The 23,562-nt window shown below is 67.1% G+C and carries 24 protein-coding genes; 15 read left to right on the forward strand and 9 right to left on the reverse strand.

What is annotated here, in order from left to right; all coding sequences use genetic code 11:
• Nucleotide 1: 1 nt before the first annotated feature.
• The gene (gene apbC / locus L540_RS15525; RefSeq protein ID WP_043214084.1) at nt 2-1,096 is read right to left on the reverse strand and encodes an iron-sulfur cluster carrier protein ApbC; all 1,095 of its coding nucleotides are present in this window, start codon (nt 1,094-1,096) and stop codon (nt 2-4) included.
• Between the two features lie 102 nt (nt 1,097-1,198).
• Between apbC and L540_RS15530 the strand changes: the two genes are divergently transcribed.
• Nucleotides 1,199-1,471, forward strand: a complete 273-nt coding sequence (locus tag L540_RS15530; protein WP_043214081.1) for a hypothetical protein — start codon at nt 1,199-1,201, stop codon at nt 1,469-1,471.
• 161 nt (nt 1,472-1,632) lie between these two features.
• The gene (gene metG, locus L540_RS15535) at nt 1,633-3,708 is read left to right on the forward strand and encodes a methionine--tRNA ligase (RefSeq protein ID WP_043214079.1); all 2,076 of its coding nucleotides are present in this window, start codon (nt 1,633-1,635) and stop codon (nt 3,706-3,708) included.
• A gap of 57 nt (nt 3,709-3,765) precedes the next feature.
• Here the strand turns inward: metG and L540_RS15540 are convergent, their stop codons facing one another.
• From L540_RS15540 to L540_RS15555, 4 genes are all read right to left on the reverse strand, one after another.
• The gene (locus L540_RS15540) at nt 3,766-4,542 is read right to left on the reverse strand and encodes a sulfurtransferase (RefSeq protein WP_048026509.1); all 777 of its coding nucleotides are present in this window, start codon (nt 4,540-4,542) and stop codon (nt 3,766-3,768) included.
• Nucleotides 4,543-4,576: 34 nt separating this feature from the next.
• Entirely contained in the window at nt 4,577-5,071 is a 495-nt protein-coding gene (locus L540_RS15545) for an META domain-containing protein (RefSeq protein WP_043214076.1), read from the reverse strand.
• A gap of 65 nt (nt 5,072-5,136) precedes the next feature.
• Nucleotides 5,137-5,661: an META domain-containing protein gene (locus L540_RS15550; RefSeq protein ID WP_043214075.1), complete on the reverse strand. Its 525-nt coding sequence runs from the start codon at nt 5,659-5,661 to the stop codon at nt 5,137-5,139.
• 95 nt (nt 5,662-5,756) lie between these two features.
• On the reverse strand, nt 5,757-6,104 hold the full coding sequence (locus L540_RS15555; protein WP_268902915.1) for a helix-turn-helix domain-containing protein: 348 nt from the start codon (nt 6,102-6,104) through the stop codon (nt 5,757-5,759).
• Nucleotides 6,105-6,521: 417 nt separating this feature from the next.
• On the opposite strand from L540_RS15555, the gene L540_RS15560 reads away from it, so the two are divergent.
• Nucleotides 6,522-7,310, forward strand: coding sequence for a response regulator transcription factor (locus L540_RS15560; RefSeq protein ID WP_043214073.1), 789 nt, complete (start codon nt 6,522-6,524; stop codon nt 7,308-7,310).
• 143 nt (nt 7,311-7,453) lie between these two features.
• The gene (locus L540_RS15565; protein WP_131726046.1) at nt 7,454-8,080 is read left to right on the forward strand and encodes a fimbrial protein; all 627 of its coding nucleotides are present in this window, start codon (nt 7,454-7,456) and stop codon (nt 8,078-8,080) included.
• On the opposite strand, the gene rocF is transcribed toward L540_RS15565, so the two are convergent.
• Entirely contained in the window at nt 8,071-8,994 is a 924-nt protein-coding gene (gene rocF, locus L540_RS15570) for an arginase (RefSeq protein WP_043214069.1), read from the reverse strand. The two genes, L540_RS15565 and rocF, sit on opposite strands and share 10 nt — an antisense overlap.
• 208 nt (nt 8,995-9,202) lie before the next feature.
• Here rocF and L540_RS15575 point away from each other — a divergent pair, with 208 nt between their 5' ends.
• Entirely contained in the window at nt 9,203-9,628 is a 426-nt protein-coding gene (locus L540_RS15575; RefSeq protein WP_082149654.1) for an Lrp/AsnC family transcriptional regulator, read from the forward strand.
• Here L540_RS15575 and L540_RS15580 read toward each other — a convergent pair.
• Nucleotides 9,625-10,476, reverse strand: a complete 852-nt coding sequence (locus tag L540_RS15580; protein WP_043214065.1) for an IclR family transcriptional regulator — start codon at nt 10,474-10,476, stop codon at nt 9,625-9,627. The genes L540_RS15575 and L540_RS15580 overlap by 4 nt on opposite strands.
• A 211-nt stretch (nt 10,477-10,687) precedes the next feature.
• On the opposite strand from L540_RS15580, the gene L540_RS15585 reads away from it, so the two are divergent.
• From L540_RS15585 to L540_RS15625, 9 genes are read left to right on the forward strand one after another with little or no spacing between them, the layout of a single operon-like run.
• Complete coding sequence (locus L540_RS15585) at nt 10,688-11,749, forward strand: ABC transporter ATP-binding protein (protein WP_043214062.1); 1,062 nt, start codon at nt 10,688-10,690, stop codon at nt 11,747-11,749.
• Complete coding sequence (locus tag L540_RS15590) at nt 11,746-12,612, forward strand: ABC transporter permease (RefSeq protein ID WP_043214060.1); 867 nt, start codon at nt 11,746-11,748, stop codon at nt 12,610-12,612. The genes L540_RS15585 and L540_RS15590 overlap by 4 nt, the downstream gene beginning before the upstream one ends.
• Before the next feature lie 6 nt (nt 12,613-12,618).
• Nucleotides 12,619-13,413 carry an ABC transporter permease gene (locus L540_RS15595; protein WP_043214058.1) on the forward strand — a complete coding sequence of 265 codons (795 nt, stop codon included), beginning with the start codon at nt 12,619-12,621 and terminating at the stop codon, nt 13,411-13,413.
• Nucleotides 13,379-13,735 (forward strand): (2Fe-2S)-binding protein, encoded by a 357-nt coding sequence (locus L540_RS15600; RefSeq protein ID WP_197085661.1) that lies wholly within the window; start codon nt 13,379-13,381, stop codon nt 13,733-13,735. The genes L540_RS15595 and L540_RS15600 overlap by 35 nt, the downstream gene beginning before the upstream one ends.
• Entirely contained in the window at nt 13,732-15,102 is a 1,371-nt protein-coding gene (locus tag L540_RS15605) for an FAD/NAD(P)-dependent oxidoreductase (protein ID WP_043214055.1), read from the forward strand. The genes L540_RS15600 and L540_RS15605 overlap by 4 nt, the downstream gene beginning before the upstream one ends.
• The gene (locus tag L540_RS15610; protein ID WP_043214053.1) at nt 15,099-16,253 is read left to right on the forward strand and encodes an NAD(P)/FAD-dependent oxidoreductase; all 1,155 of its coding nucleotides are present in this window, start codon (nt 15,099-15,101) and stop codon (nt 16,251-16,253) included. The genes L540_RS15605 and L540_RS15610 overlap by 4 nt, the downstream gene beginning before the upstream one ends.
• A gap of 2 nt (nt 16,254-16,255) precedes the next feature.
• Nucleotides 16,256-17,323, forward strand: coding sequence for an ABC transporter substrate-binding protein (locus L540_RS15615; protein ID WP_043214051.1), 1,068 nt, complete (start codon nt 16,256-16,258; stop codon nt 17,321-17,323).
• 53 nt (nt 17,324-17,376) lie between these two features.
• A complete protein-coding gene (locus tag L540_RS15620) occupies nt 17,377-18,147 on the forward strand; it encodes an SDR family NAD(P)-dependent oxidoreductase (RefSeq protein WP_043214050.1) in 771 nt (256 codons plus the stop codon).
• A gap of 2 nt (nt 18,148-18,149) precedes the next feature.
• Entirely contained in the window at nt 18,150-19,088 is a 939-nt protein-coding gene (locus L540_RS15625; RefSeq protein ID WP_043214048.1) for a 2-hydroxyacid dehydrogenase, read from the forward strand.
• A gap of 105 nt (nt 19,089-19,193) precedes the next feature.
• Here L540_RS15625 and L540_RS15630 read toward each other — a convergent pair whose 3' ends face one another.
• Entirely contained in the window at nt 19,194-19,835 is a 642-nt protein-coding gene (locus tag L540_RS15630) for an FMN-binding negative transcriptional regulator (protein ID WP_043214047.1), read from the reverse strand.
• Nucleotides 19,836-20,141: 306 nt separating this feature from the next.
• Between L540_RS15630 and L540_RS15635 the strand changes: the two genes are divergently transcribed.
• On the forward strand, nt 20,142-21,191 hold the full coding sequence (locus L540_RS15635) for an ornithine cyclodeaminase (RefSeq protein WP_043214045.1): 1,050 nt from the start codon (nt 20,142-20,144) through the stop codon (nt 21,189-21,191).
• Between the two features lie 16 nt (nt 21,192-21,207).
• Here the strand turns inward: L540_RS15635 and L540_RS15640 are convergent, their stop codons facing one another.
• The gene (locus L540_RS15640; protein WP_043214042.1) at nt 21,208-23,517 is read right to left on the reverse strand and encodes an acyl-CoA dehydrogenase; all 2,310 of its coding nucleotides are present in this window, start codon (nt 23,515-23,517) and stop codon (nt 21,208-21,210) included.
• Nucleotides 23,518-23,562 lie beyond the last annotated feature (45 nt).

Genomic DNA, 23,562 nt, shown 5'->3' on the forward strand with positions numbered 1-23,562 from the left:
CTTAGGAGGGCCGTTGCTGCTGAACCACGACGCCAGGCATCTTGCCCGCCATGTCCTTGGGCAGCGCGGCCACCTGCGCGGCGACCTTGCGCGCGATGGCGCGGTACAGCCCGGCGGCCTCGCCTTGCGGATCGGCCACGACCGTGGGCCTGCCCGAATCGGTCTGCTCGCGGATGGCCAGCGTCAGCGGCAGGCTGCCCAGCCAGGGCACCTCGTATTGCGCCGCCATGCGCTGCCCGCCGCCTTCGCCGAAGATGTGCTCGGCGTGCCCGCACTGCGCACAGATGTGGATGGCCATGTTCTCGACCACGCCCAGGATGGGGACCTCGACCTTCTGGAACATGCGCAGACCCTTGCGGGCATCCAGCAGCGCGATGTCCTGCGGGGTCGTGACGATGACCGCGCCGACCACCGGCACTTTCTGGGCCAGGGTGAGGGCCACGTCCCCGGTGCCCGGCGGCATGTCGACGATCAGGTAGTCCAGGTCGCGCCAATTGGTCTGGCGCAGCAACTGCTCCAGCGCCTGGGTGACCATGGGGCCGCGCCAGATGGCCGGCGAATCGGCGTCGATCAGGAAACCGATGGAATTGGCCTGGATGCCATGGCCCACCAGGGGCTCCATGGACTTGTTGTCCAGGCTCTCGGGACGGCCCGAGATGCCCAGCATGGTCGGGATGCTCGGGCCATAGATATCGGCGTCGAGCACGCCCACGCTGGCGCCTTCGGCGGCCAGGGCCAGGGCCAGGTTGACCGAGGTGGTGCTCTTGCCCACCCCGCCCTTGCCCGAGGCCACGGCGATGATGTTGCGCACATTGGGCAGGGGCTTGAGGCCGCGCTGCACGGCGTGCGGCTGCACCCGCACGGCCACCGAGATCTCGGCGCTGGCCACGCCCGCCGCGGCCAGCGCGCCGCGCGCCAGTTCGGCCAGCTGCGCCTGCGCCTCGCGGCCGGGATAGCCCTGCTCGATCAGGACCCGGACCAGGCCGCCGTCGATCTGGATGTCACGATCTTTTACAGATGCGCCCAGGGGCAAACCGGTATTCGGGTCGGAAACGCCGCGCAACGCGCCACGGATTTGGTCTATCGTTATACTCATGTCAATATGATTTCAGAGGCGCTGCGGGAAATACGTCAGCCATTACCCACAAGGATAGCGGAAGCGACGGAACCTTTTGCCCTGTTTTTACATCCTATCTACATGACCGACGCTCTCATCCGCTTTCTTCGCGCCATTCCCGTCATCGTGCTGGGCCTGATCGGCATGCTGATGGCGCTGGTCTTCATGGCCTCGACCGCCATCGCCCTGGGCATCCTCTACGTGGTGGCCAAGGTGCGCGGCAAGCCCTTTGGCGTGCGCGCCTACTGGAGCCAGCGCCAATCCGGCCGCCCCTTCCAGGGCCAGTCGCCCTTTGCCGCGGCTCCGGCCCGCGGCGCCGACGTCATCGACGTCGAGGCCCGCGAAGTCCGCTAGGCGCTCCGCCGGGCCCCGCCCGGCCCTTCCGTTTAATATGTCCCTTTTGGCGGCAGGCCCCACGGGTCTGGCCGCCCGCCCGTGCCGGCGCCGCCTGGCTCTAAAATAGCCAGCTTCCATCCGGCGGGTGCGCCCGCCTTCCTCCCTCCGTCAAATCCGTCATGTCACGCACGCTATTTGTCACTACTGCCCTGCCCTACGCCAACGGCTCCTTCCATATCGGCCACATCATGGAGTACATCCAGGCCGACATCTGGGTCCGTTCGATGCGCATGGCGGGTCATACCGTGCATTTCGTGGGCGCGGACGACGCGCACGGCGCGCCCATCATGCTCAAGGCCGAAAAGGAAGGCATCACCCCGCAGCAGCTGGTGGCCCGCTACGCGGCCGAGCGTCCGCGCTATCTGGACGGCTTTCATATCCGCTTTGACCACTGGCACACCACCGACTCGCCCGAGAACGTGGCGCTGTCGCACGAGATCTATGCCGCGCTGAAGGCGGCCGGCCTGATCGAGACGCGCTCCATCGAGCAGTTCTTCGACCCGGTCAAGGGCATGTTCCTGGCCGATCGCTATATCAAGGGCGAATGCCCGCGCTGCCACGCCAAGGACCAGTACGGCGACTCCTGCGAGGTCTGCGGCGCCGTATACGCGCCCACCGAACTGATCAACCCCTATTCGGCCCTGACCGGCGCCACCCCGGTGCTCAAGCGCTCGGACCACTTCTTCTTCAAGCTCTCCGATCCGCGCTGCGTGGAATTCCTGCAGCAATGGACCACAGGCAGCAACCGCAACGGCGTCAAGCACCTGCAATCCGAAGTCCAGGCCAAGACCCGCGAGTGGCTGGGCACGGACGACGGCCAGGCCAAGCTGGGCGACTGGGACATCTCGCGCGATGCGCCGTATTTCGGCATCGAGATTCCCGATGCGCCGGGCAAGTACTTCTATGTCTGGCTGGACGCGCCGGTGGGCTACCTGGCTTCGCTGAAGTCCTACTGTGCCAAGACCGGCATGGACTTCGACGCCCTGCTCGACCCGGCCGGCCCCACCGAACAGATCCACTTCATCGGCAAGGACATCATCTATTTCCATGCCCTGTTCTGGCCCGCGATGCTCAAGTTCGCCGGCCGCAAGACGCCCGACGCGCTGAACGTGCATGGCTTCATCACCGTCAGCGGCGAAAAAATGTCCAAGAGCCGCGGCACCGGCATCTCGCCGCTGCGCTACCTCGAAGTGGGCATGGACGCCGAGTGGCTGCGCTACTACATGGCGGCCAAGCTGAACGCGCGCGTCGAGGACATGGACTTCAATCCCGAGGACTTCATCGCCCGCGTCAACAGCGACCTGGTCGGCAAGTACGTCAACATCGCCAGCCGCGCGGCCAACTTCATCACGCGCTACTTCGACGGCAAGCTCGCCTACCAGGGTGACACCGCCGCGCTGTCGGCCGAGTTCGCGCGCCAGGCCGAGTCCATCCGCGCCGCCCTCGAAGGCCGCGAATACAACCGCGCCATCCGCGAAATCATGGCCTACGCCGACAGCATCAACCAGGCCTTCGACGCGGCCCAGCCCTGGGTGCTGGCCAAGAACTACGCCGAGGCCGATCCGGCCCGCCGCGGCCAGCTGCAGGACGTCTGCTCGCGCGCGCTGGCCGGCTTCAAGGCCCTGTCGGTCATGCTCGCGCCGGTGCTGCCCGCCCTGTCCTCGCGCGTGGCGCGCGAACTCTTCGGCGCCCAGCGTGACTTCATCTGGAGCGACGCCGCCGAACTGCCCACCCAGGTCGCGCCTTTCAAGCATCTGATGCAGCGCGTCGATCCCAAGATGCTCGACGCCCTGTTCGAAGCCCCGGCGCCGACGGCCGAAGCCGCCCCCGCCCCGGGCGGCGAACCGCTGGCCGAGACCATCTCCATCGACGACTTCGCCAAGGTGGACCTGCGCATCGCCAAGATCGTCAATTGCGAAGCCGTCGAAGGCTCGACCAAGCTGCTGCGCCTGACCCTGGACGTGGGCGAAGGCCGCCACCGCAACGTCTTCTCCGGCATCAAGTCGGCCTACAAACCCGAAGACCTCATCGGCAAGCTCACCGTGCTGGTGGCCAACCTGGCGCCGCGCAAGATGAAATTCGGCGTCTCCGAAGGCATGGTCCTGGCCGCCAGCCATGCCGACGAAAAAGTCGATGCCGGCATCTACGTGCTCGAACCCTGGCCGGGCGCCCAGCCCGGGATGCGCATCCACTGATGCCGGAACGCCGCGCAAGCGGCGTTTTTTTGGTATCAGGCACCTGGCGACAATCCCTCAGGCCTCGACACGGTCTTCCTCGGTGTCTGACACCTCGGCAAGCGCAGCCACCGGCTTGAGCGCGGGGTCCAGCGCCACGCGCTCGTCGAAGACAAAGCAGGCGCCGTCGTAGCCCGGGCCGCCGGTTTCCTCGAAATACTTCAGAATGCCGCCTTCGAGCTGGTAAACATGGCCGATGCCCAGCTCGCCCATGAAGATCGCGGCCTTTTCGCAGCGGATGCCGCCGGTGCAGAAGCTCACGACCGTTTTGCCCTCGAGTTCGGCGCGGTGCTCGCGCACGGCGTCCGGGAACTGGGTAAAGCGCTCGATGCGCCAGTCGATGGCATTGCGGAAGGTGCCGACATCGACTTCGAAGGCGTTGCGGGTATCGAGCATGACCACTTCACGCCCCTCGTCATCGCGCCCTTGCTCCAGCCAGCGGGCCAGGGTACGAGCGTCCACGCTGGGCGCGCGGCCGGCCTCGGGGCGGATGGCGGGGTGATTCATGCGGATGATCTCGCGCTTGAGCCGCACCCGCATCTTGCCGAAAGGCACGGTATCCGAAACGCTGTACTTGGCTTGCAGGTCGGCAAAGCGGCTGTCCTTGCGCAGATCGGCGAGAAAGTCCTCGACGGCCTGGCCGGCCCCGGCCAGAAAGAGGTTGATGCCTTCGGGAGCCAGCAGAATGGTGCCCTTGAGGGCCAGCGCGTCGGCGCGCGCCTGCAGCGGCTCGCGCAATGCGGCGGTGTCGGGCAGGCTGACGAACTTATAGGCGGCGATATTGACGATGGACATGAAAACAAACAGAAAGACGCGCGGGCGGGCCGGATTATCGGCGGGCGAAGTCCAGCACGTCGCCCGAGGACAGCGTGAGGGTCATGCGGCTGGGGCGGGCGACATCGTCGAGCCGCGTGGCCGTGATGCGGGTCAGGCCCGCGAGGTAATCCTGCTCCAGCTGCATATTGGCCGAGGGGCAGGACATGCGGGTCGAGACCGGCGGGTATTGCAGGATCAGCAAGCCGTTGGCGACCACGTACTGGCCCGAGTAGCTGTTGCAGCCCGAGAAGCCCGACAGCCGAGCCTGCCCCTGTTCATGATTGAACGCCAGGATGATCGGACGCTCCTTGCCATGCGCATGCGGCACCGGGCGCAGCGCGCCGCCCGGCTTGGTCCAGCGGGCCAGCTCCCAGGTGGTCTGCGCCAGGACATCCGATTGCTGTCCGGGTTGCTGCCCCACCACGGGGGGCACGGGCGGCCGGCTGGCGCAGGCCGCAAGGCCCAGCACGAGCGTCAAGGGCCACAAAGGGCGTAAGGTAACGGGCATGGCTGCCTCCTGGAGTACTGGCCGGCAAGACCGGCTGGAGGCGGTATTTTAGGCCCGCGGACGCCTCAGGGCGTAGGTGGATCCTGGCGGCGGGTGAAATCCAGCACATCGCCGGTCGCCACATTGAAGGTCAGGTGGCGCGGCGCGCCGCTGGCATCCAGCGTGAACGAACGGATGTCCGCCAGGGCCCGCAGGTAGTCGAGCTCCAGCTGGGCGCGGCGGGGGTCCGGGCAGGCCATGCGCGTGGACGCCGGCGCCGTGATGCTCAGTTTGCCCGCCTCAAGCCGGTAGGTGCCGTTGTAGCGGTTGCAGCCCGAAAAGCCCCGCACGGCATAACGCTTGCCGTCGGCCAGAAAGGTCAGCGAGATCGGCTCGCCGTTGTCGCCATGCGGAATATTGCGCCGATTGCCCAGCGCGTCGACCCAGCCGGTCAACTCCCAGCGGGTCTGGGCCAGCGAATCGGCGCTGGTCGTGGCGCGCGCGGCCGCCGCTCCCTCGGGACGCGCCTGGCCTGTCTGCGTGGCGCAACCCGCCAGCGCGGCCAACAGCCCTGCGCACAAGACCGCCCGGGGAAGGGAATTCAAAAACATCGCACTCTCTCCGTCTAAAGGACTCCGGTTTACTGTAACCGGGTGACCGTATTCAGACCAGCGTGAATGCAACAGGGAGCGACCGCATCCCGGGCCTAGGCGTTTCGGCCGGCGATATAGGCGGCCAGCACTTGCTCCAACTGACGCTTCTCCCGCTGGGTCAGCGCCAGATAGGATGCGTAGGGCACGCTATCAAAGGGCCAGGCCACGTCCTCGGGCCCGCCTTCGCCCCGCATCGGCCCTTCGCCCGAACTCAGCCACTGCGCCGTGACACGCAAGGCGCGGGTGAGCTTGATCAGGGAGGCTCCGCTGGGCCGGGTGCGCAGCCCGCTTTCGTAATTGCCTATGGCGCTTTGGGAGAGCTGGCAAGCCGCCGCCAGGTCTTTCTGCGTCCATCCCCGGAGTACACGCGCGCTGCGCAGACGATGGCCGAAAGTTTCCACTCATTAGACTCGGATTAGTGATTTCAGGTGGCTGCCGGGATTAAAGCATTGTCCCCCCCGCCAGAAACACGGGGAGAAAACCCGAATCACGGGGCCGGATCCATAAGTTGTTATATCGGTCGGCGCCGTCGCCGCTTGCCATGCAGATACATATAGAAAATAATGTATCGTATTTATACAAATGGCCCGCCCAAACCCTTGGAGATCATGGCAGGAATCGCGCAGCATTCCACGTTTCCACTGAAATAGAAACTTCTATTCACAAATAATCACAATCGTGTTTAAATCGAACACAGGCGTAGCATGACATGGCGCAGGCCGTGCCCAGCCGCCATCCCGGATTCCCCATGCGCCACAGAAATACCGTGACACCAGCGGGACGGGCTGGAGCTGCCGCCCATGCACTCGGGGGAATGAATGAACAGCACGCTGGATGTCATCTTTTTAACCAAAGACGATGCCGCGCATAAGGAACAGTTGGACAGCCTGGGCCATCTCGGCTTCAGGGTGCGCTTGTGCCCCGATCTGGTCAGCCTCTATGAATACTACGGGAAGCAATCCTGCCCCCTGCTGGTACTGAGCGCCCCGCTGGCCGACATCCACATCGCCGCCGTGCGCATGCGCGCCATGGACCGCAGCGTGGGCATCATTGCCCTGGCCCACTTCACCGATAGCGAAGCCCGGGTGCGGACCCTGCTATGCGGCGCCGACGCCTGCCTGGACCGCAACGCCAGCGGGCTGGAGCTGGCCGCCATCCTGCAATCGCTGCTGCGCCGTATCGCGAGCCTGAACGCGCCGGCCGTCGAGCTGGGCGAGCGCATCGATCCCCCTTTGGACCCCCTGCCCGAAGAACCCGCCCTGCCGGCCTGGCCCGGCGCGGCCGCCAAATGGCGCCTGGCCAACCGGGGCTGGACCCTGGTGAGCCCGACCGGACGCGCGCTGGGCCTGACCACCGGGGAGCGCGCGTTTCTGTCGCGCCTGATGACGGCTCCCGAACGCAAACTCAGCCGCGATGCGCTGCTGCCCGAAGAACTCGGCGCGGAAGCGGGCGCGCAGCGCAGCCGTTTCGTGGACGTCATGATCAGCCGCCTGCGGCGCAAGGCCTCGCATCACCAGATGGCCCTGCCCATCCGGGCCGTGCATGGCTGGGGCTATATGTTCGCGGCCGAAGTGGCCCACGACCATGACGCGGCCGAAGCGGCCTGAGTCCGCGCACGGCGCGGGATAAATCTTATTCACCCACCGCTGGATGCCCTCGGCGGACAGGGATTGCGCCGATTTTGCAGACGTTTCTTATGAAGCCGCCTCGTCATACTGAGCGCTCTTCATCAAGAAGATAGCAATACGAAATGACTGCAATACCCCATCCGCAATCCGCAATTGAATGCGTAAAAACCGCCACCGCCTCCCTGATGCTGGCGGGCATGATGGCCGCTCCCGCGCATGCCGTGGACGGCACCATCACCATCGCCGGCGAGATCACCGACCAGACCTGCAAGATCAATGGCGCCGCGCCGCCGCACAACCTGCTTGTCACGCTGCCCAAGATCAGCACTTCGGCCCTCAAAAACGTCAATGACACGGCGGGCGCCACGCTGTTCCAGATCAAGCTCACCGAGTGCCCCGACGCGCTCAACACCAAGACGCTCACGGCCTATTTCGAGCCTGGCCTCACCACCGACTACGCCACCGGCAACCTGGTCGCCTATTCCACCAACGCCGCCGTCAACGCGGTCGCGGCGATCCCGTCGTCGCCCGGCAACGTCTTCAAGAATGTGCAGATCCAGCTGGCCAATCTCAATGGCACGGCGATCAAGGTCGGCGTGGATGCCGCGACCCAGGCCGCGCAAGGCGCCGTGGTCACCAACAAGGCCACGACTCTGAGCTACCTGGCGCGCTATGTCAGGACCAGCGCCGACGCCATCACGGCCGGCAAGCTGGTGAGTTATGTGCAGTATTCCATCGTCTATCCCTGACGCCGGATCAAGGTCGATTTGCCGAACAGGCTTTCGACCAATTCAGCCGCGACGATGGCTGTCTTGTTGCGCACATCCAGCGCCGGATTGAGTTCAACAATGTCCAGCGAAGCCATGAGGCCGGTATCGGCGATCATCTCCATGCACAGCTGGGCTTCGCGATAGGTGGGGCCGCCAGGCACGGTCGTCCCCACGCCCGGCGCGACGTCGGGATCCAGAAAATCCACATCAAAACTGACATGCAGATGCGTGTCGTCATCGAGATCGACCAGGGCGGCCTGCATGGTGGCGCGCATGCCCGCCTCGTCGAGATAGCGCATATCGAAGACATCCAGCCCGGCCTCGTGGACCAGGCCGCGCTCGCCTTCGTCGACGCTGCGTATCCCGATCTGGCGCACCCAGGCCGGCTGCAAGGCAGGCACGGCGCCGGACAGGCGGATCAGCGCCTCGGGGCCGGCCCCGCACAGGCAGGCCACGGGCATGCCATGGATGTTGCCCGTGGGCGTGAGCACCTGGGTATTGAAGTCGGAGTGCGCATCGAGCCAAAGCACGCGCAGGCGCTTGCCGGTTTCGCGGCAATGGCGCGCCACCGCGCTGATCGAACCGATGGCCAGGCTGTGATCGCCGCCCAGCATGATGGGGAAATGCCCGGCCCGCAATTCGGCGTGCACGGCGTCATGCACCTGTTGGTTCCAGGCGATGACCTCGTCCAGATGCCGATAGCCATTGACGGGACGCCGCCAGGGATTGGGCGGGCCGGCCAGGTTGCCGCGATCGTGCACGCGCATGCCGCGGCCCAGCAGTCTTTCGATCAGGCCGGCCACGCGCAAGGCCTCGGGCCCCATCGACGCGCCGCGGGTGCTGGCCCCGACATCGGTCGGGACGCCGATCAAACTGATATCCCTGGCTTGCATGGCATCTCCTTGGTGCGCGGCCCCATCTTGGGCCAGGACAGGGGGTTAGGGCAAGTCAAGCAGGCGCCATGGTAGAGCGAATTGAATCTAGCGGATAGATAGAAAACTGCCTCGTTATGCCATAAAACTGATCAATATGACATCCAAGATGGCGATTTGACCATTGTCGACTATGATGGCGGCTCTCTAGCCGCCCGCCAGGCCCATCATGCTGCTCGATCCGCTGGACCGCCGCCTCATCGCCCTGCTGCGCACCGACGCGCGCCTGCCCACGGCCGCGCTGGCCAAGCAATTAGGAGTCTCGCGCGGCACGGTCCAGAACCGCATGCAGCGCCTGGAGCGCGAGGGCGTCATCACGGGCTACACCGTGCGCATGGCCGAGCATGAGGACGAGGCCGGCGTGCAGGCCATCACGCTCATCGAAGTGCATGGCGCGGCGACCGACCGGGTCATCGCGGCGCTGCGCCGCCTGCCCGAAGCCACGCGGGTGCATTCGACCAATGGCCGCTGGGATCTGGTCGTTCATGTGCACGCGGCCGACCTCAGCGCCTTTGACCGCGTGCTCAGGGAAGTGCGCAGCATCAGCGGCGTCTCCAACTCCGAGAGCCATCTGCTGCTGGCCGCCCACCGCTAGGCCATCCCCGGCGCTGCGCCGCCCTGTCCCAGGAAGTGGTTGGGCCGGCGCAGGGCCGGATCGAAGGGATTGACCTGCGCGCCGATCTGCCCGGCCTCCTTGCGCAGCATTTGCACAATCATGGGCAGGCGCTCGGCGCTCATGCGTTCGGACGGCGCGGCCACGCTGAGCGCGGCCACCACGGCACCGTTGCGGTCGGTAATGGGAACCGCCAGGCCCATGGTCCCCGGATACAGCGCGGGCCCCGTCGACAGCGCGTAATCCTGCGCCAGGCATTCGTTCAGGCGCACCCGCACCGAGATCTCGTCCATGAAGCCCAGGTGCCGCAGGCGCGGAATATTGAAGCGGATGATTTCTTCGCGCTCGGCTTCGGGCAAGCGCGCCAGCAGGATCAGGCCCGCCTGACCCAGGCCCAGCGGCACTTTGCCGCCGATATCGCCCGTGTGCGAGCGCACGGGAAAAGGGCCGTCGATACGGTCCAGGCAGACCGCGTCAAAACCATGGCGCACCAGCAGGAAGACCGTGTCATTGAGCATGCCCGATAAACGCAGCAAGGCCGGCCGGCTGATTTCACGCAGCGTGGAATGACGGTTGCCGGCGCTGGCCGCCAGGGCAAAGAAGGCGACGCTGAGCTGATAGGCCTTGCTTTGGGGCGGCTGCTCGACCATGTCTTCCTGGATGAGGGCCTGCAGCACGCGATGCGCGGTGGCCGGCGCCTGGCCGGTGCGCGCGGCGATGTCGGTCAGGCGCAAGCGCTCTCCCTGGGCCTCGGCCAGCACCCGCAGCACGCCGAAAGCCCTGCTCAACACCCCCTGGCCGGCGCCCTCGTCCTTGTCATCAGCCTTCATGACTTTCCTTTTTTGCGGAATGTTCTATCTACATTCATCACTTTAATTCCAATTAACGGAATTTTCTAAATAAAAATTCTCTTATACGGAAAAACACCAATGGCCGGTGGATTTGGCGGACTCCTAGACTGGGCTGCGTTCTCATTGGCGCCGGCCAGCCCTGAGCGGCCTGCGCCCCCCCAACGCCGCGGCACGCGGATACGAGGCGGACATGGCATTCCTGCGGCTGGAGCACGTCTCCAAGAATTACGGCGATCTCTGTGTCGTCGCCGATATGAACCTGGAGGTGGAACAAGGCGAGTTCCTATCCCTGCTCGGCCCGTCGGGCTGCGGCAAGACCACCACCTTGCAGATGATCGCCGGCTTTGCCGAGGTCACGCGCGGGCGCATCACGCTCGATGGCCGCGACATCACGCACGCCAAGCCCAATACGCGCGGCCTGGGCATCGTGTTTCAGAGCTATGCGCTGTTTCCGCACATGACGGTCAATGACAATGTGGCGTTCGGCCTGGCCATGCGGCGTCTGGCGCGCGACGAGCGCGAGCGCCGCACGCGCGAGGCGCTGGCCCTGGTCAAGCTGGACAATTACGGCGAACGCTATCCGCGCGAACTGTCCGGCGGCCAGCGCCAGCGCGTGGCCCTGGCGCGCGCCCTGGTGATCCGACCGCCCGTGCTGCTGCTCGACGAACCCTTGTCCAATCTCGACGCGCAACTGCGCGAGGAGATGCAGTTCGAGCTGCGGGGCATCCAGCGCCAGATCGGCACCACGACCATCATGGTCACCCACGACCAGGCCGAGGCCCTGTCGATCAGCGACCGGGTGGTGGTCATGCAGGAGGGCCGCGCGACGCAGATCGACGCCCCTTACCGCATGTACGAACACCCGCGGACCGATTTCATTTCGCGCTTCGTGGGCAAGACCAATATGCTGGCGGCGCGCGTGGCGCGCGCCGGCGAGCGCGCCGACATCCAGGCCGGACCGCTGACGCTGCAAGTCGATGGCCAGGGCCTGCGCGCCGGCGACGACCTTCAGCTGTCGCTGCGCCCGGAAAAACTGCTGCCGGTGGCCCCGGGTCAGGGCCGCCTCGACGGCCGCGTGGTCACGCGCTACTTCCTGGGCAGCCAATGGCAATACGAACTGGACACGCCGCTGGGCAAGCTGATCATGCTCACGCCCAATGACGGGCGGACGCCCCACGCCGATGGCCAGACCGTAGGCCTGGACTGGGCCGATGGCACGCCGCGGCTATTGGCCGCCGGGGAGCGGCGATGAGCACCCTGACCGCCAAGCCCCGTAGCGACGGCCTGCCCGCCCTGCTGGGCTCGCTGCCCTTGACGCTGCTGTTCCTGACGCTGGTGCTCACGCCGCTGGCGCTGACGCTGCTGCTGTCCTTCGCGCAGTTCGACTACAACACCGGCATCCAGCCCGGCTATACGCTGGACCAATATCTACAGGTACTGACGGACGGCTATTTCCTGGAGATCTTCTGGCGCACTTTCTGGATCGCCGCGCTCACCACGCTGATCTGCGTGCTGATCGGCGCGCCCGAAGCCTACATCCTGTCGCGCATGAGCAAGCCCTGGCGTTCCATCTTCCTGCTGGCGGTGCTCTCGCCGCTGCTGATTTCCCTGGTGGTGCGCGCCTTTGGCTGGAGCCTGCTGCTGGGTCCCAGCGGCCCGCTGGGCAAGACCGCCGCCGCCCTGGGCCTGGGCCCGCTGCTCTACACGCCCACGGCCATCATCATCGGCCTGGTGCACGTGATGCTGCCCTTCATGGTCATCCCGGTGTGGACCTCGCTGCAAAAACTGGATCCCACCGTGGAACAGGCCGCCTATTCCTTAAACGCCTCGCGCGCGCAGACGCTGTGGCGGGTGGTGCTGCCGCAGGCCATGCCGGGCGTGCTCTCGGGCAGCCTCATCGTCTTCGGCCTGTCGGCCAGCTCCTTCGCCATCCCGGCGCTGCTGGGCGGGCGTCGCCTGAAGATGGTGGCCACCATCGTCTACGACGAATTCCTGACGGAACTGAACTGGCCCTTGGGCGCGGCCATCGCCATGCTGCTGCTGGTGGCCAACGTCATCATCATGATGAGCTACAACCGGGTGGTGGAGCGATCCTACCGCCGCAGCCTGGGCTGACGCGCCATGCAGAAGAACGGTCCTTTCGCCCTGGCCTTCAATCTCCTGGTGGTGGCCTTTGTGCTGGCGCCGCTGGTGATCGTATGCCTGGTGGCCTTCACGCCGGCCTCGACCCTGTCTATCCCCACGACGGCGTTCTCGCTGCGCTGGTTCCGGGCGGTTTTCGCGCATGCGGACTTCATGCAGGCCTTGCGCAACAGCCTCTGGCTAGCCTTCTGTTCGGCCAGCATCGCGACCCTGCTGGCCATCCCCGCCGCCATCGCCATCACGCGCTACCGCTTCCCCGGCCGCGATGCGCTCAATGGCCTGTTTCTCTCTCCGCTCATGATCCCCCACCTGGTGCTGGGCGTGGCCCTGCTGCGCTTCTTTGCGCTCATGGGCACCACCGGCAGCTTCGGATGGCTGGCGCTGGCGCATGTGGTGGTGATCACCCCTTATGTGATGCGCCTGGTGATCGGCGCGCTGGTGGGCTTTGACCGTTCGGTCGAGCATGCCGCGCAATCGCTGGGCGCCGGCCGCGCCACGGTCTTCCTGAGGATCACCCTGCCCATGATCCTGCCGGGGGTCTCCGGCGGCTGGCTGCTGGCCTTCATCAACAGTTTCGATGAGTTGACCATGTCGGTCTTCATCACCGCGCCCAGCACCGTGACGCTGCCGGTGCGCATGTACATGTATGCCACGGAATCGGTCGATCCCATGATGGCGGCGGTCTCGGCCCTGGTGATCGCGCTGACCGCGCTCACCATGCTGCTGCTGGACCGGGTCTATGGACTGGACCGTGTGCTGGTCGGGCAAAAATAACCAGGCGGAGATCATCGTGCCTTTACTGAATCGCGTGGCCGAGACCCATCGTCCCACGCTGGCCTTCACGCTGGACGGCCAACCGGCCGTCGCCTTGCAAGGCGATACCCTGCTCACGGCCGTGCTCACCCGCGGCGAACAACTGCGGCTCTCGGAATTCAGCGGCGCCCCGCGCGCCGGCTTCTGCATGATGGGCGCCTGCCAGGATTGCTGGATGCAGCTGGAGGACGGCCGGCGCGTGCGCGCCTGCTCGACCCTGGTGCAGGCCGGCATGCGGGTGCTGACCCATCCCCGCGCGGCGGGTCCGGGAGCGGCGGCATGATGCCTCATCCCGCCATCGTGGGCGCCGGTCCGGCCGGCGTACGCGCCGCGCAGACGCTGGCCGCCGCGGGCCTGCGGCCGGTGGTGATCGACGAAGCGCCACGCGCCGGCGGGCAGATCTATCGCCAGCCCCCCGAGGGTTTCACGCGCGCCAAGGCCGAGCTCTACGGCTCCGAGCATCGCAAGGCCGACGCCATCCATCGCGCGATGGAGGCGCTGCGCGACAAGGTCGACTACCACCCCGAGACCCTGGTCTGGAACTGCGAGGATGGCGTTCTCGACCTGATGCGCGATGGCGTCTCGCAGAGTATCGGCTACAGCCATCTCATCCTGGCCACCGGCGCCACCGATCGGGTGCTGCCCTTTCCCGGCTGGCTGACCCCGGGGGTCTACACCCTGGGCGGCTCGCAGGTCGCGCTCAAATACCAGGGCTGCGCCATCGGCGGCCGCTGCGTGTTCCTGGGCACGGGCCCGCTGCTATACCTGGTGGCGTATCAGTACGCCCGCGCCGGCGCCCGGGTCGCGGCCGTGCTGGATACCGCGCGGCCGGGCGGCCGGCTGGCCGCGCTGCCCGGCATGCTGGCCGCGCCCGGCCTGCTGGCGCGCGGCATGGGCTATATGGCCTGGCTGCGGCTGCATGGCGTGCCGGTGCGCACGGGCGTGCGTCCGCTGGCGGTGCTGGGCAGCAAGCGCGTGGCCGGACTGCGCTACCGCGACGGCCGGGGCCGTGAACAGCACATCGAATGCGATGCGCTGGGCTATGGCCTGACCCTGCGCGCCGAAACCCAGCTGGCCGGCCTGGCCGGCTGCGAATTCGAATTCAACGCCCGCGACCGCAATTGGCTGCCGCGCCGTGATGCCGCCGGACGCTGTTCGGTGCCGGGTGTCTATGCGGCAGGCGACGGCGCGGGCATCGCCGGCGCCGATGCGGCCGAATTGGCCGGCGAGCGCGCCGCGCTGGCCCTGCTGGCCGACGCCGGGCTGCCGCACGATCCCGCGCGCGCCGACTGGCTGGAACGCCGGCTCGCCCGCATCGGCCGCGTGCGCGACGCGCTGGAGCGCGCCTTTCCCTTTCCCGCCGATTGGCCGATCGCCGATGACGTCATGCTGTGCCGCTGCGAGGAAATCAGCGCCGGCGCCCTGCGCGCCGTGGCCCGCGACGGCCTGGCGAAGGAACTGAATCGCGCCAAGGCGCTCACCCGCGTGGGCATGGGCCGCTGCCAGGGGCGCATGTGCGCGGCCGGCGCGGCCGAGGTCATGTCGCAGGCCCTGGGCGTGGCGCCGCAGGCGGTGGGCCGCCTGCGCAACCAACCGCCGGTCAAACCCATCCCTGTGCATCTGGCCATCGCGCGGGAAGCCGGACAATGAGTATCGAAACCGAAGTCCTCATCATCGGCGGCGGCATCGTCGGGGCCAGCGCGGCCCTGTTCCTGCGCCGCCGCGGCCTGCCCGTGATCTTGCTGGACATGGGCGCCTGCGGCGCGCGCGCCAGCGGCGTGAACTACGGCGGCGTGCGCCGCCAGGGCCGCCCGCTGGCGCAAATGCCCCTGACCGCGCGCGCCCATGAGCTGTGGGGGCAATTGCCTGGCCTGATCGGCACCGATGGCGAGTATGTGCGCAGCGGCCATCTCAAGCTGGCGCGCACCGAGCAGGACCTGGATGAACTCCGCGCCTATCGCGAGCGCACCGAAGGCTGGGGCATGGATCTGCATATCCTCCCGGCCGATGCGCTGCGCCGGCGTTTCGCCTGGCTGGACCCTGGGCTGGCCGGCGGCTCATTCTGCCCCGAGGATGGACACGCCAACCCGCGCCTGGTCTCTCCGGCCTTCGCCCAGGCCGCCGCGCGCGCGGGCGCGGACGTGCGCGAGCAACAGCGCGTGGTCCAGGCGGTCGCCGAAGACCGGCGCTTCGTGGTGCGCACCGCCTCGGGCGAGGAGATCCGCGCCCGCTTCCTGCTGAACTGCGCCGGCGCCTGGGGCGCGGACATCGCCGCGGCGTTCGGCGAACCCGTGCCCGAGACGGCCATCCATCCGCTCATGATGGTGACCGAGCCCCTGCCGGCCTTCATGGATGTCAGCCTGGGCATGCAGGGCGGCGGCATCTACGCGCGCCAGGTCGCGCGCGGCAACTGCGTGATTGGCGGCGGGCGGGGCGCGCTGCAATCCGACGGCTTCGCGCGTCCCTCGCGCAAGGAAGTCCCCGCCCTGCTGGCGCGCGCCGCCGCCTTGCTGCCGCCGCTGCGCGGCGCGCAGGTCATCCGTTTCTGGACGGGCGTGGAAGGCAGCATGCCCGACCACAACCCGGTGCTTGGCCCAAGCAGCAAGCTGCCTGGCCTGTTTCACGCCTTTGGCCTGTCCGGCGCCGGCTTCCAGATCGGGCCCGCCGTCGGCGAGGTCTTATCCCAATTGGTGGCGGACGGCGCCTCGTCCCTGCCCATCGATGCATTCCGCATCGAGCGATACACGGCCGCCGCTCACGCTGCCGAGTCTCAGTCTTCCCGTGAGCACACGCTGGAGTGAACATGAACAAGCATAAGCACGGCGCTCGCGCCAAACTGGGGAAATGGATAGCCGGCGCGCTGGTGCTGGCGGCGTCGGCCGCGAGCGCCCAGGCCCAGGAGAAAACCCTGTACGTGGGCATGAACGGCGGCGACATGGAGCGCGCCTTCACGCAGAATGTCTTCCCGGCCTTCGAAAAGGCCAACAATGTGAAGATCGTGGTCGTGCCCGGCACTTCCACCGATATCCTGGCCAAGGCGCAGGCCTTCAAGGACAAGCCGCAGATGCATGTGATGTTCCTGGACGACGGCATCATGGCGCGCGCGATCACCATGGGCCTGTGCCAGCAGATGAGCGATGATCCGGTCTTCAAGGATCTTTATCCCAGCGCTGTCATGAAGGACCGCATGGCCGCCGGCATCGATATCGGCATGACCGGCCTGGGCTACAACACGCGGATCTTCAAGGAAAAGGGCTGGGCGCCGCCCACCTCCTGGATGGACCTGGCCGACCCGAAGTACAAGGGCAAGGTGGTGTTCCAGTCGGCCGCCGGCAGCACCTTCGGGCTACACGCCTTCCTGATGTACAACCGCATCGAGGGCGGCGACGACAAGAACACCGAGCCCGGCTTCAAGAAATGGGCCAGCACCATCGGCCCCAATGTGCTGGAATACATCCCCAACTCGGCCAAGCTCGCCGAGATGATCCAGAACAACGAGGCGGCGATCTTCCCGCTTACGCCCACGGCGATCGCCCGCCTGAAAAAACGCGACATCCCGGTGGAGTACGCCCAGCCCAAGGAGGGATCGGTCATTTTGATGGTGGGCGAATGCGTCATCGCCAACAACAGCGAGCCCGAGCTGTCCCAGAAACTGGCCCGCTACCTGCTCACGCCCGAGGCCCAGGCCGCGGCGCTGGAGCATGGCGGCCACTTCCCGTCCAACCGCAAAGTCCAGGCCAACGCGCAGAACGAGGCCACGCTCACCCAGTTCCAAGGCTATATGGCCAATGCCAAAATCCTCGACTGGGACGTGATCAACGCCACGCGCCCCGCCTTCAATGCCCGCTGGAACCGGACGGTGGAGCGCTGAACCAACCCCGGCCGGGCGCGCCGCGCCCGGCCTCATTTCGCAGGGATCCAAACATGAAGGACACGCAGTTCAACTTCCAGGGCAAGACCGCCATCGTCACCGGCGGCGCGCAGGGTATCGGCGAGGCCTGCGTGCGCCGGCTGGCCCAGGACGGCGCCTCGGTCAGCATCTGGGACGTCGACCATGAGCGCGGCCAGGCGCTGGCCGCCGCGCTGGGCGAGCGCGGGCAATTCGTGGCCTGCAATGTCTCCCGCAAGGCCGAGGTCGATGCCGCGCTGGCCGCCACGCTGTCGCGCTTCGGGCGCGTGGACCAACTCGTGAACAATGCCGGCATCGTCAAACCGGCGCCCTTCCTGGAGATCAGCGAAGCCGATTGGGACCAGGTCATCGACATCAATCTCAAGGGCGCCTTCCTGGTCGGCCAGGCGGTGGCTCGCGCCATGAAGGCGCAGGGTGGCGGCACCATCGTGCACATGAGTTCGGTCAACGCCGTGCTCGCCATTCCGTCCATCGCCAGCTACAACGTCAGCAAGGGCGGCATCGCCCAGCTCACGCGGGCCATGGCCCTGGCCCTGATCGATGATGGCATCCGCGTCAATGCCGTGGGCCCTGGCACCATCGCCACCGAACTGGCCAAGAACGCCGTGATGGCCGACGAGGCCGCGCGCGCGCGCCTCATGAGCCGCACGCCCATGCGCCGCCTGGGCGAACCCGCGGAAGTCGCCGACGCCGTGGCCTATCTGCTGAGCGACGCCGCCAGCTATATCACCGGCGAAACGCTGTATGTCGACGGCGGTCGCCTGGCCCTGAACTACACGGTCTGACCATGCGCATCACCGTCGAATCGGGCGGCGCGGCGGCCCTTGAGCAGTGGCGCGGGTATTTCCAGGAATTCGACCCCGCCATCGAAGTGGTCGGCTGGGACGCGGCGCGCGGCGATCCCGCCGGCATCGGCTATGCCCTGGTCTGGGCCCCCGGCCCCGGCCGGCTGGCCGCCCTGCCGGACCTGAAGCTCATCGTGAGCGCCGGCGCGGGCGTGGACAACATCCTGGCCGACCCCTTGTTGCCCGCCTCGGTTCCCATCGCGCGCATGATCACCGAGAGCACCGCCGCCGTGATGGGCGACTATGTGCTCACCGGGGCGCTCATGCTGATGCGCGACGCCCGCGGCATGGCCCTGGACCAGGCGGCGCGGCGCTGGCGCGCGCGCGAGAACCCGCCGCTGGTCAATGAAGTCCGCGTCGGCGTCATGGGCCTGGGGCAGATGGGCGCGCACACCGCCATACGCCTGGCGCAAACCGGTTTCGAGGTGGCAGGCTGGTCGCGCACGCGGGCCGACCTGCCCGGCGTGACGTGCTACGCGGGCCCGCGCGAGCGCGATGCCTTTCTGGCGCGCAGCGACATCCTCGTCTGCCTGCTGCCGGCCACGCCCGCCACGCGAGGCATCCTCAACGCCGAGACCTTCTCGCGCCTGCCGCGCGGCGCCAGCCTGATCAACGCCGGACGCGGCAGCCATCTGGTCGAGAGCGACCTGCTGGCGGCGCTGGACAGCGGCCAGCTCAAGGGCGCGCTGCTGGATGTCTTTGACATCGAGCCCTTGCCCGACGCCTCGCCGCTGTGGAGCCATCCTGGCATCCTCGTCACGCCGCACTATGGGTCCACACCCTCGCGCCGCGATCGCGCCCGCAAGACGGTGGAAATCATCCACCGCTGGGAACGCGGCGAGACGCTGGACCTGCTCTACGACCGCCAGCGCGGTTATTGACGCCCCGCGCGCAACCCTCAGTTGACGGTCCACATTGGCCACGCGGATCAACGCCGCATCGCGCGGCACGTCGCGCGGTCAGGGCCTGGCCCCGCCCCGGCTGCATCAGCCGGCGGATTTCTCGCGCGCACAGGCCAGCATGATCTGGCCCAGGGCCTGCTCGCCGCGCTCGACCAAGGCCTGGCCAGCGCCGGCGATATCGCGCGCCTCCTTGTTCTGGCCTAGTTTGAACTTGCCTTCCAGCGCGGTGATCTCGACCTGGATGCCGACAATGGCGCGCAACATGCCGTCGATGTACTCCGGCGCGCTGTCGCTCATCTTCCAGGGCTGGGGCTCGCCGGCCTCGTGGCGGCGCGTCAGGCGCGCCACCACGCCGCGCACATAGCGCTCGTCGTCCCGGATGACGATACGGCCGCGCGCGTGGACCACGCGGTAATTCCAGGTAGGCACTTGCTTGTGGGCTTCGTGCTTGCTGGGATACCAGCTGGGGGAGATATAGGCCTGCTCGGCGCGGAACACCACCAGCGCCTCGTCGCCATCGGCCACGTCCTGCCAGACCGGATTGGCGCGCGCCACATGCGCATTGAGCACGCCCAGCGCGCCGGCGCCCTCGTCCAGCTCGAAAGGAATGTGATTGACGTCCAGCCCCGAACCGCCGTGGGTCACCAGCATCCCCAGCGGAAACGCCCGCATCAGCTCATGCAGGGCGGCTGGATCTTCGATCTTGAAATGGGCAGGGATATACATGAGCGTCCTCGAAATCAGGCCTGCTATTTTGCGCGTCGGACGGGTTCGGCCATAGGGCCAGCCGGGGAGATTCCGAAGGGGCCAGGCGGCCGGTGGCGACAACGCTTGGCGACGACAACACTTGCTTCATCTGACACCTGGAGCAAGATAACTATCTTTTTGCACAGACAAAACGGCATTTTGGCAATGTTCAATGACAAGTTGATCAATTCCCGCAAGGAACTGCGCAGTTTGTCGGATTCAAATTGGTCGCCAGCCCCGGGGACAATATCCGTGTCGCCGCCCCGCGGCCCCAGGAGCTTGCTTATGACCCGTTTCATCGACGTCCCCGCCATGTCCCAGCTGATCCAGAAGATTGGTTTGCCGCGCTTTATCGGCGAGCTGGCCGACACGATCGAGGCCGATTTCATCCGCTGGCCGGATTTCGACAAATGCGCGCGCGTGGCCAGCCACAGCGACATCGGCGTCATCGAATTGATGCCGGTCTCGGACGCCCGCGATTACGCTTTCAAGTATGTCAACGGCCACCCGGGCAACACCGCGCGCGGCCTGTACACCGTCATGGCCTTTGGCGTGCTGGCGGAGGTGGAAACCGGTTATCCGGTGCTGCTGTCCGAGCTGACGCTGGCCACCGCGCTGCGCACCTGCGCGACCTCGCTCATGGCGGCGCGGGCGCTGGCCCGCCCGGATGCCCGCAGCATGGCCCTGATCGGCAATGGCGCGCAAAGCGAGTTCCAGGCCCTGGCCTTCCATTGCCATCTGGGCATCGAAGAACTGCGCGTCTACGACATCGACCCGCAAGCCACCGAGAAGCTCATCCGCAATCTATCCGCCTTCCCGGCGCTGAAGATCGTGCGCGCGGCCTCGACGGCCGAAGCGGTGCGCGGCGCCGACATCGTGACCACGGTCACCGCCGACAAGGCCTACGCCACCATCATCACGCCCGACATGCTGGAGCCCGGCATGCACCTGAACGGCGTGGGCGGCGATTGCCCTGGCAAGACCGAACTGCATGCCGACGTGCTGCGCGCGGCCTCGGTCTTTGTCGAATACGAGCCGCAGACGCGCATCGAAGGCGACATCCAGCAGCTGCCGGCCGACTTCCCCGTGGCCGACCTCTGGCGCGTGCTGGCCGGCCAGATCACAGGCCGCCGCGACGCCGGGGAAATCACCGTCTTCGACTCGGTGGGTTTCGCGCTGGAAGACTATTCAGTGCTGCGCTATGTGCTGCAGCAATCGCGCGAGCACGATATCGGCAAGACCGTGCAACTGGTGCCCGACGCCGAAGATCCCAAGGATCTGTTCCGCCACACGGGCGCCGGCGCGGCGCGCGCCCGGCTGCGCCGCGTGGCCTGAAGCCGGGCCCCCACGGTCACAAGCCGAGCACGGCCTTGGCGACGATGTTGCGCTGGATCTCGTTGGAGCCACCGTAGATGGTGGTCACCAAGGACTGAAGAAAGGGCGCGCAAGGGATAAGCCCGGTGCCGTCGTCCGTGGACAGGCGGCTCCAGCTCCCGCCCGCCTCGTCCGCCCAGCGCACGATCTCGCGGGCAATGCCCACATAGGTCTCGGTGGCCAATATCTTCAGGCCGGACACCGAGGCGGGCAGCAGATCGCCGCGCCGCACGATATCGGCGAAAGCGCCGTACAGGGCTTCGAGCTCGGCCACCTGGCCCAGCAGCCCGGCATAGACCTGACAGAACTCGGGCAGCTCGAACAAGGACTGGCTCCGGGCCAGCTGCTCCAGGTAATGCAGGGCCAGGCGCGATTGCTGCGGGCTGCCCGCGAACACGCGCTCATAACCCAGCAGGTCCTTGGCGATGGCCCAGCCCTGGTTCAGGCCGCCCACCAGATTGGCGGCCGGCACCCTGACGTTCTCGAAGAAGACCTCGCAGAACTCCTGCTCGCCGATGATGTTGGTAATGGGGCGAATGGTCACGCCCGGCGTGGCCAGGTCGATCAGCAGAAAACTGATGCCGGCCTGCGGCTTGCCGCTGTTGTCCGTGCGCACCAGGGCGAATATGTGGCTCGCGTCATGCGCCAGCGTGGTCCATATTTTTTGACCATTGACGATGAAATGCTCGCCCTCGCGCCGCGCCTCGGTGCGCAACGAGGCGAGGTCCGAACCGGCATTGGGCTCCGAGTACCCCTGGCACCAGATATCCTGACCGGAGAGGATGCGCGGCAGATAATAGGCCTTCTGTTCGGCCGTGCCATGCTGAATGAGCACCGGCCCCAGGTTGATGATGCCCTGGTCGGGCAGGCGGGCCGCGCCCCAGCCCTCCATCTCCTCGAAAAAGATCAGCAGCTTGGCCGGCGACAGCGCCATCCCGCCATGCTCGCGCGGCCAGGCCGGCGCCAGCCAGCCATGCCGCGACAAGGTGAGATACCACTCGCGCGCCTCGGCCAGCCTCAGGCGGCGCGGCACGTGGCGCAGGGCCTGCGGATAGTGCTGGCGCAAGAAACCGCGCACCCGCTGGCGGAAAGCCTCGTCGCTCATGGCGTTGTAATCGTCGCCCTCGGCGCCCGGGCCGTCCGGGACGGCATCGCGCGCCGGCCGCAGCGCGACATGGCGCGCCAGCAAGGTGCGCGGACTGCCCAGCCAGCTCGCCGTGTGCAAGGCTCGCTTCAGATAGAGGCCGATATCGTATTCATCCGTATAGCCAATGGCGCCATGCAACTGCACGGCTTCGCGGCACAGCGCGATCACGCGCTCGGCGATGCGCGCCTTGGCCAGCGCCGCCTGGCGGGCGAGCTCGCGCGGACCGGCCTGCGCGCGGCGATAGCTGTCGGCCAGCAGCGCGCCGCAGACCTGCACGCTGATATAGGCATCGACCATGCGGTGCTGCAGGGCCTGATTGGCGCCGATGGGACGGCCGAACTGCACGCGCGTCTTCAGGTAGTCCAGCGTCAGGGTGTAGACGCGGCGGGCGATGCCGTAGAGCTCGCTGCACTGCAAAAGACGCGCCGTCTCCAGCGCGGCCTGGCACACCGTGTCCACCTCGGCGCCTTCGGCGATCATGCGCGACTCCGGCAGGACGGTGTCCAGATGCAGTGAACACAGCATGCTGCCGTCGACGCGCAGCTCCTGCTCCACCCGCACGCCGGGATCATCGGGGCGCAGCCACACCAGCGTGGGCATCTCGCCCAGCCGGGCATGCACCAGCCAGCCCGTGGCGCCCACGGGCGCCACCCAGCGCTTGACGCCCATGAGGTGGATGCGATCGCCCTCGCGCGCCACGGAGGTCGACACCGAGGTCGGCAGCAGCTCGCCCGGGTTCTCCTGCCAGGCCAGCCCCAGCACGGCCTGGCCGCTGATGACCCCCTGCCACAGATCGGCCGCCAGCGGATGGGCGTCGAAGGCGGGCAGGATGAGCGAGGGCAGCACCCCCGCGCCCAGATAGGGCTCGGGCAGGGGCGACTCGCCCACGGCCGTGGCGATGGCGCCCAACACCTCGATGTCCAGGCCCAGGCCGCCCGAGGCCTCGGGCGCCGCCGCGCTCGTCCAGCCCGCCTCGGCCAGCTGGCGCCAGACCTCCGGCTGCCAACCCGGGCTGGTGCCGCGCAAGGCGCGCAGCCGCGCCAAGGGGGACACCTGGGCGAGGATGCCGGCGGCCGCCTCCATGAATTCCGCCTGTCGCGGCAAGGGGCCGAACAGGGTGTGTGAATCGTAAGCCTTCATCGTCATCCTTGATCATGAGGTCATGCCTGCAATGGGCCAGATTCT

It is taken from the genome of Bordetella pseudohinzii, from assembly GCF_000657795.2.
Lineage (GTDB): Bacteria > Pseudomonadota > Gammaproteobacteria > Burkholderiales > Burkholderiaceae_B > Bordetella > Bordetella pseudohinzii.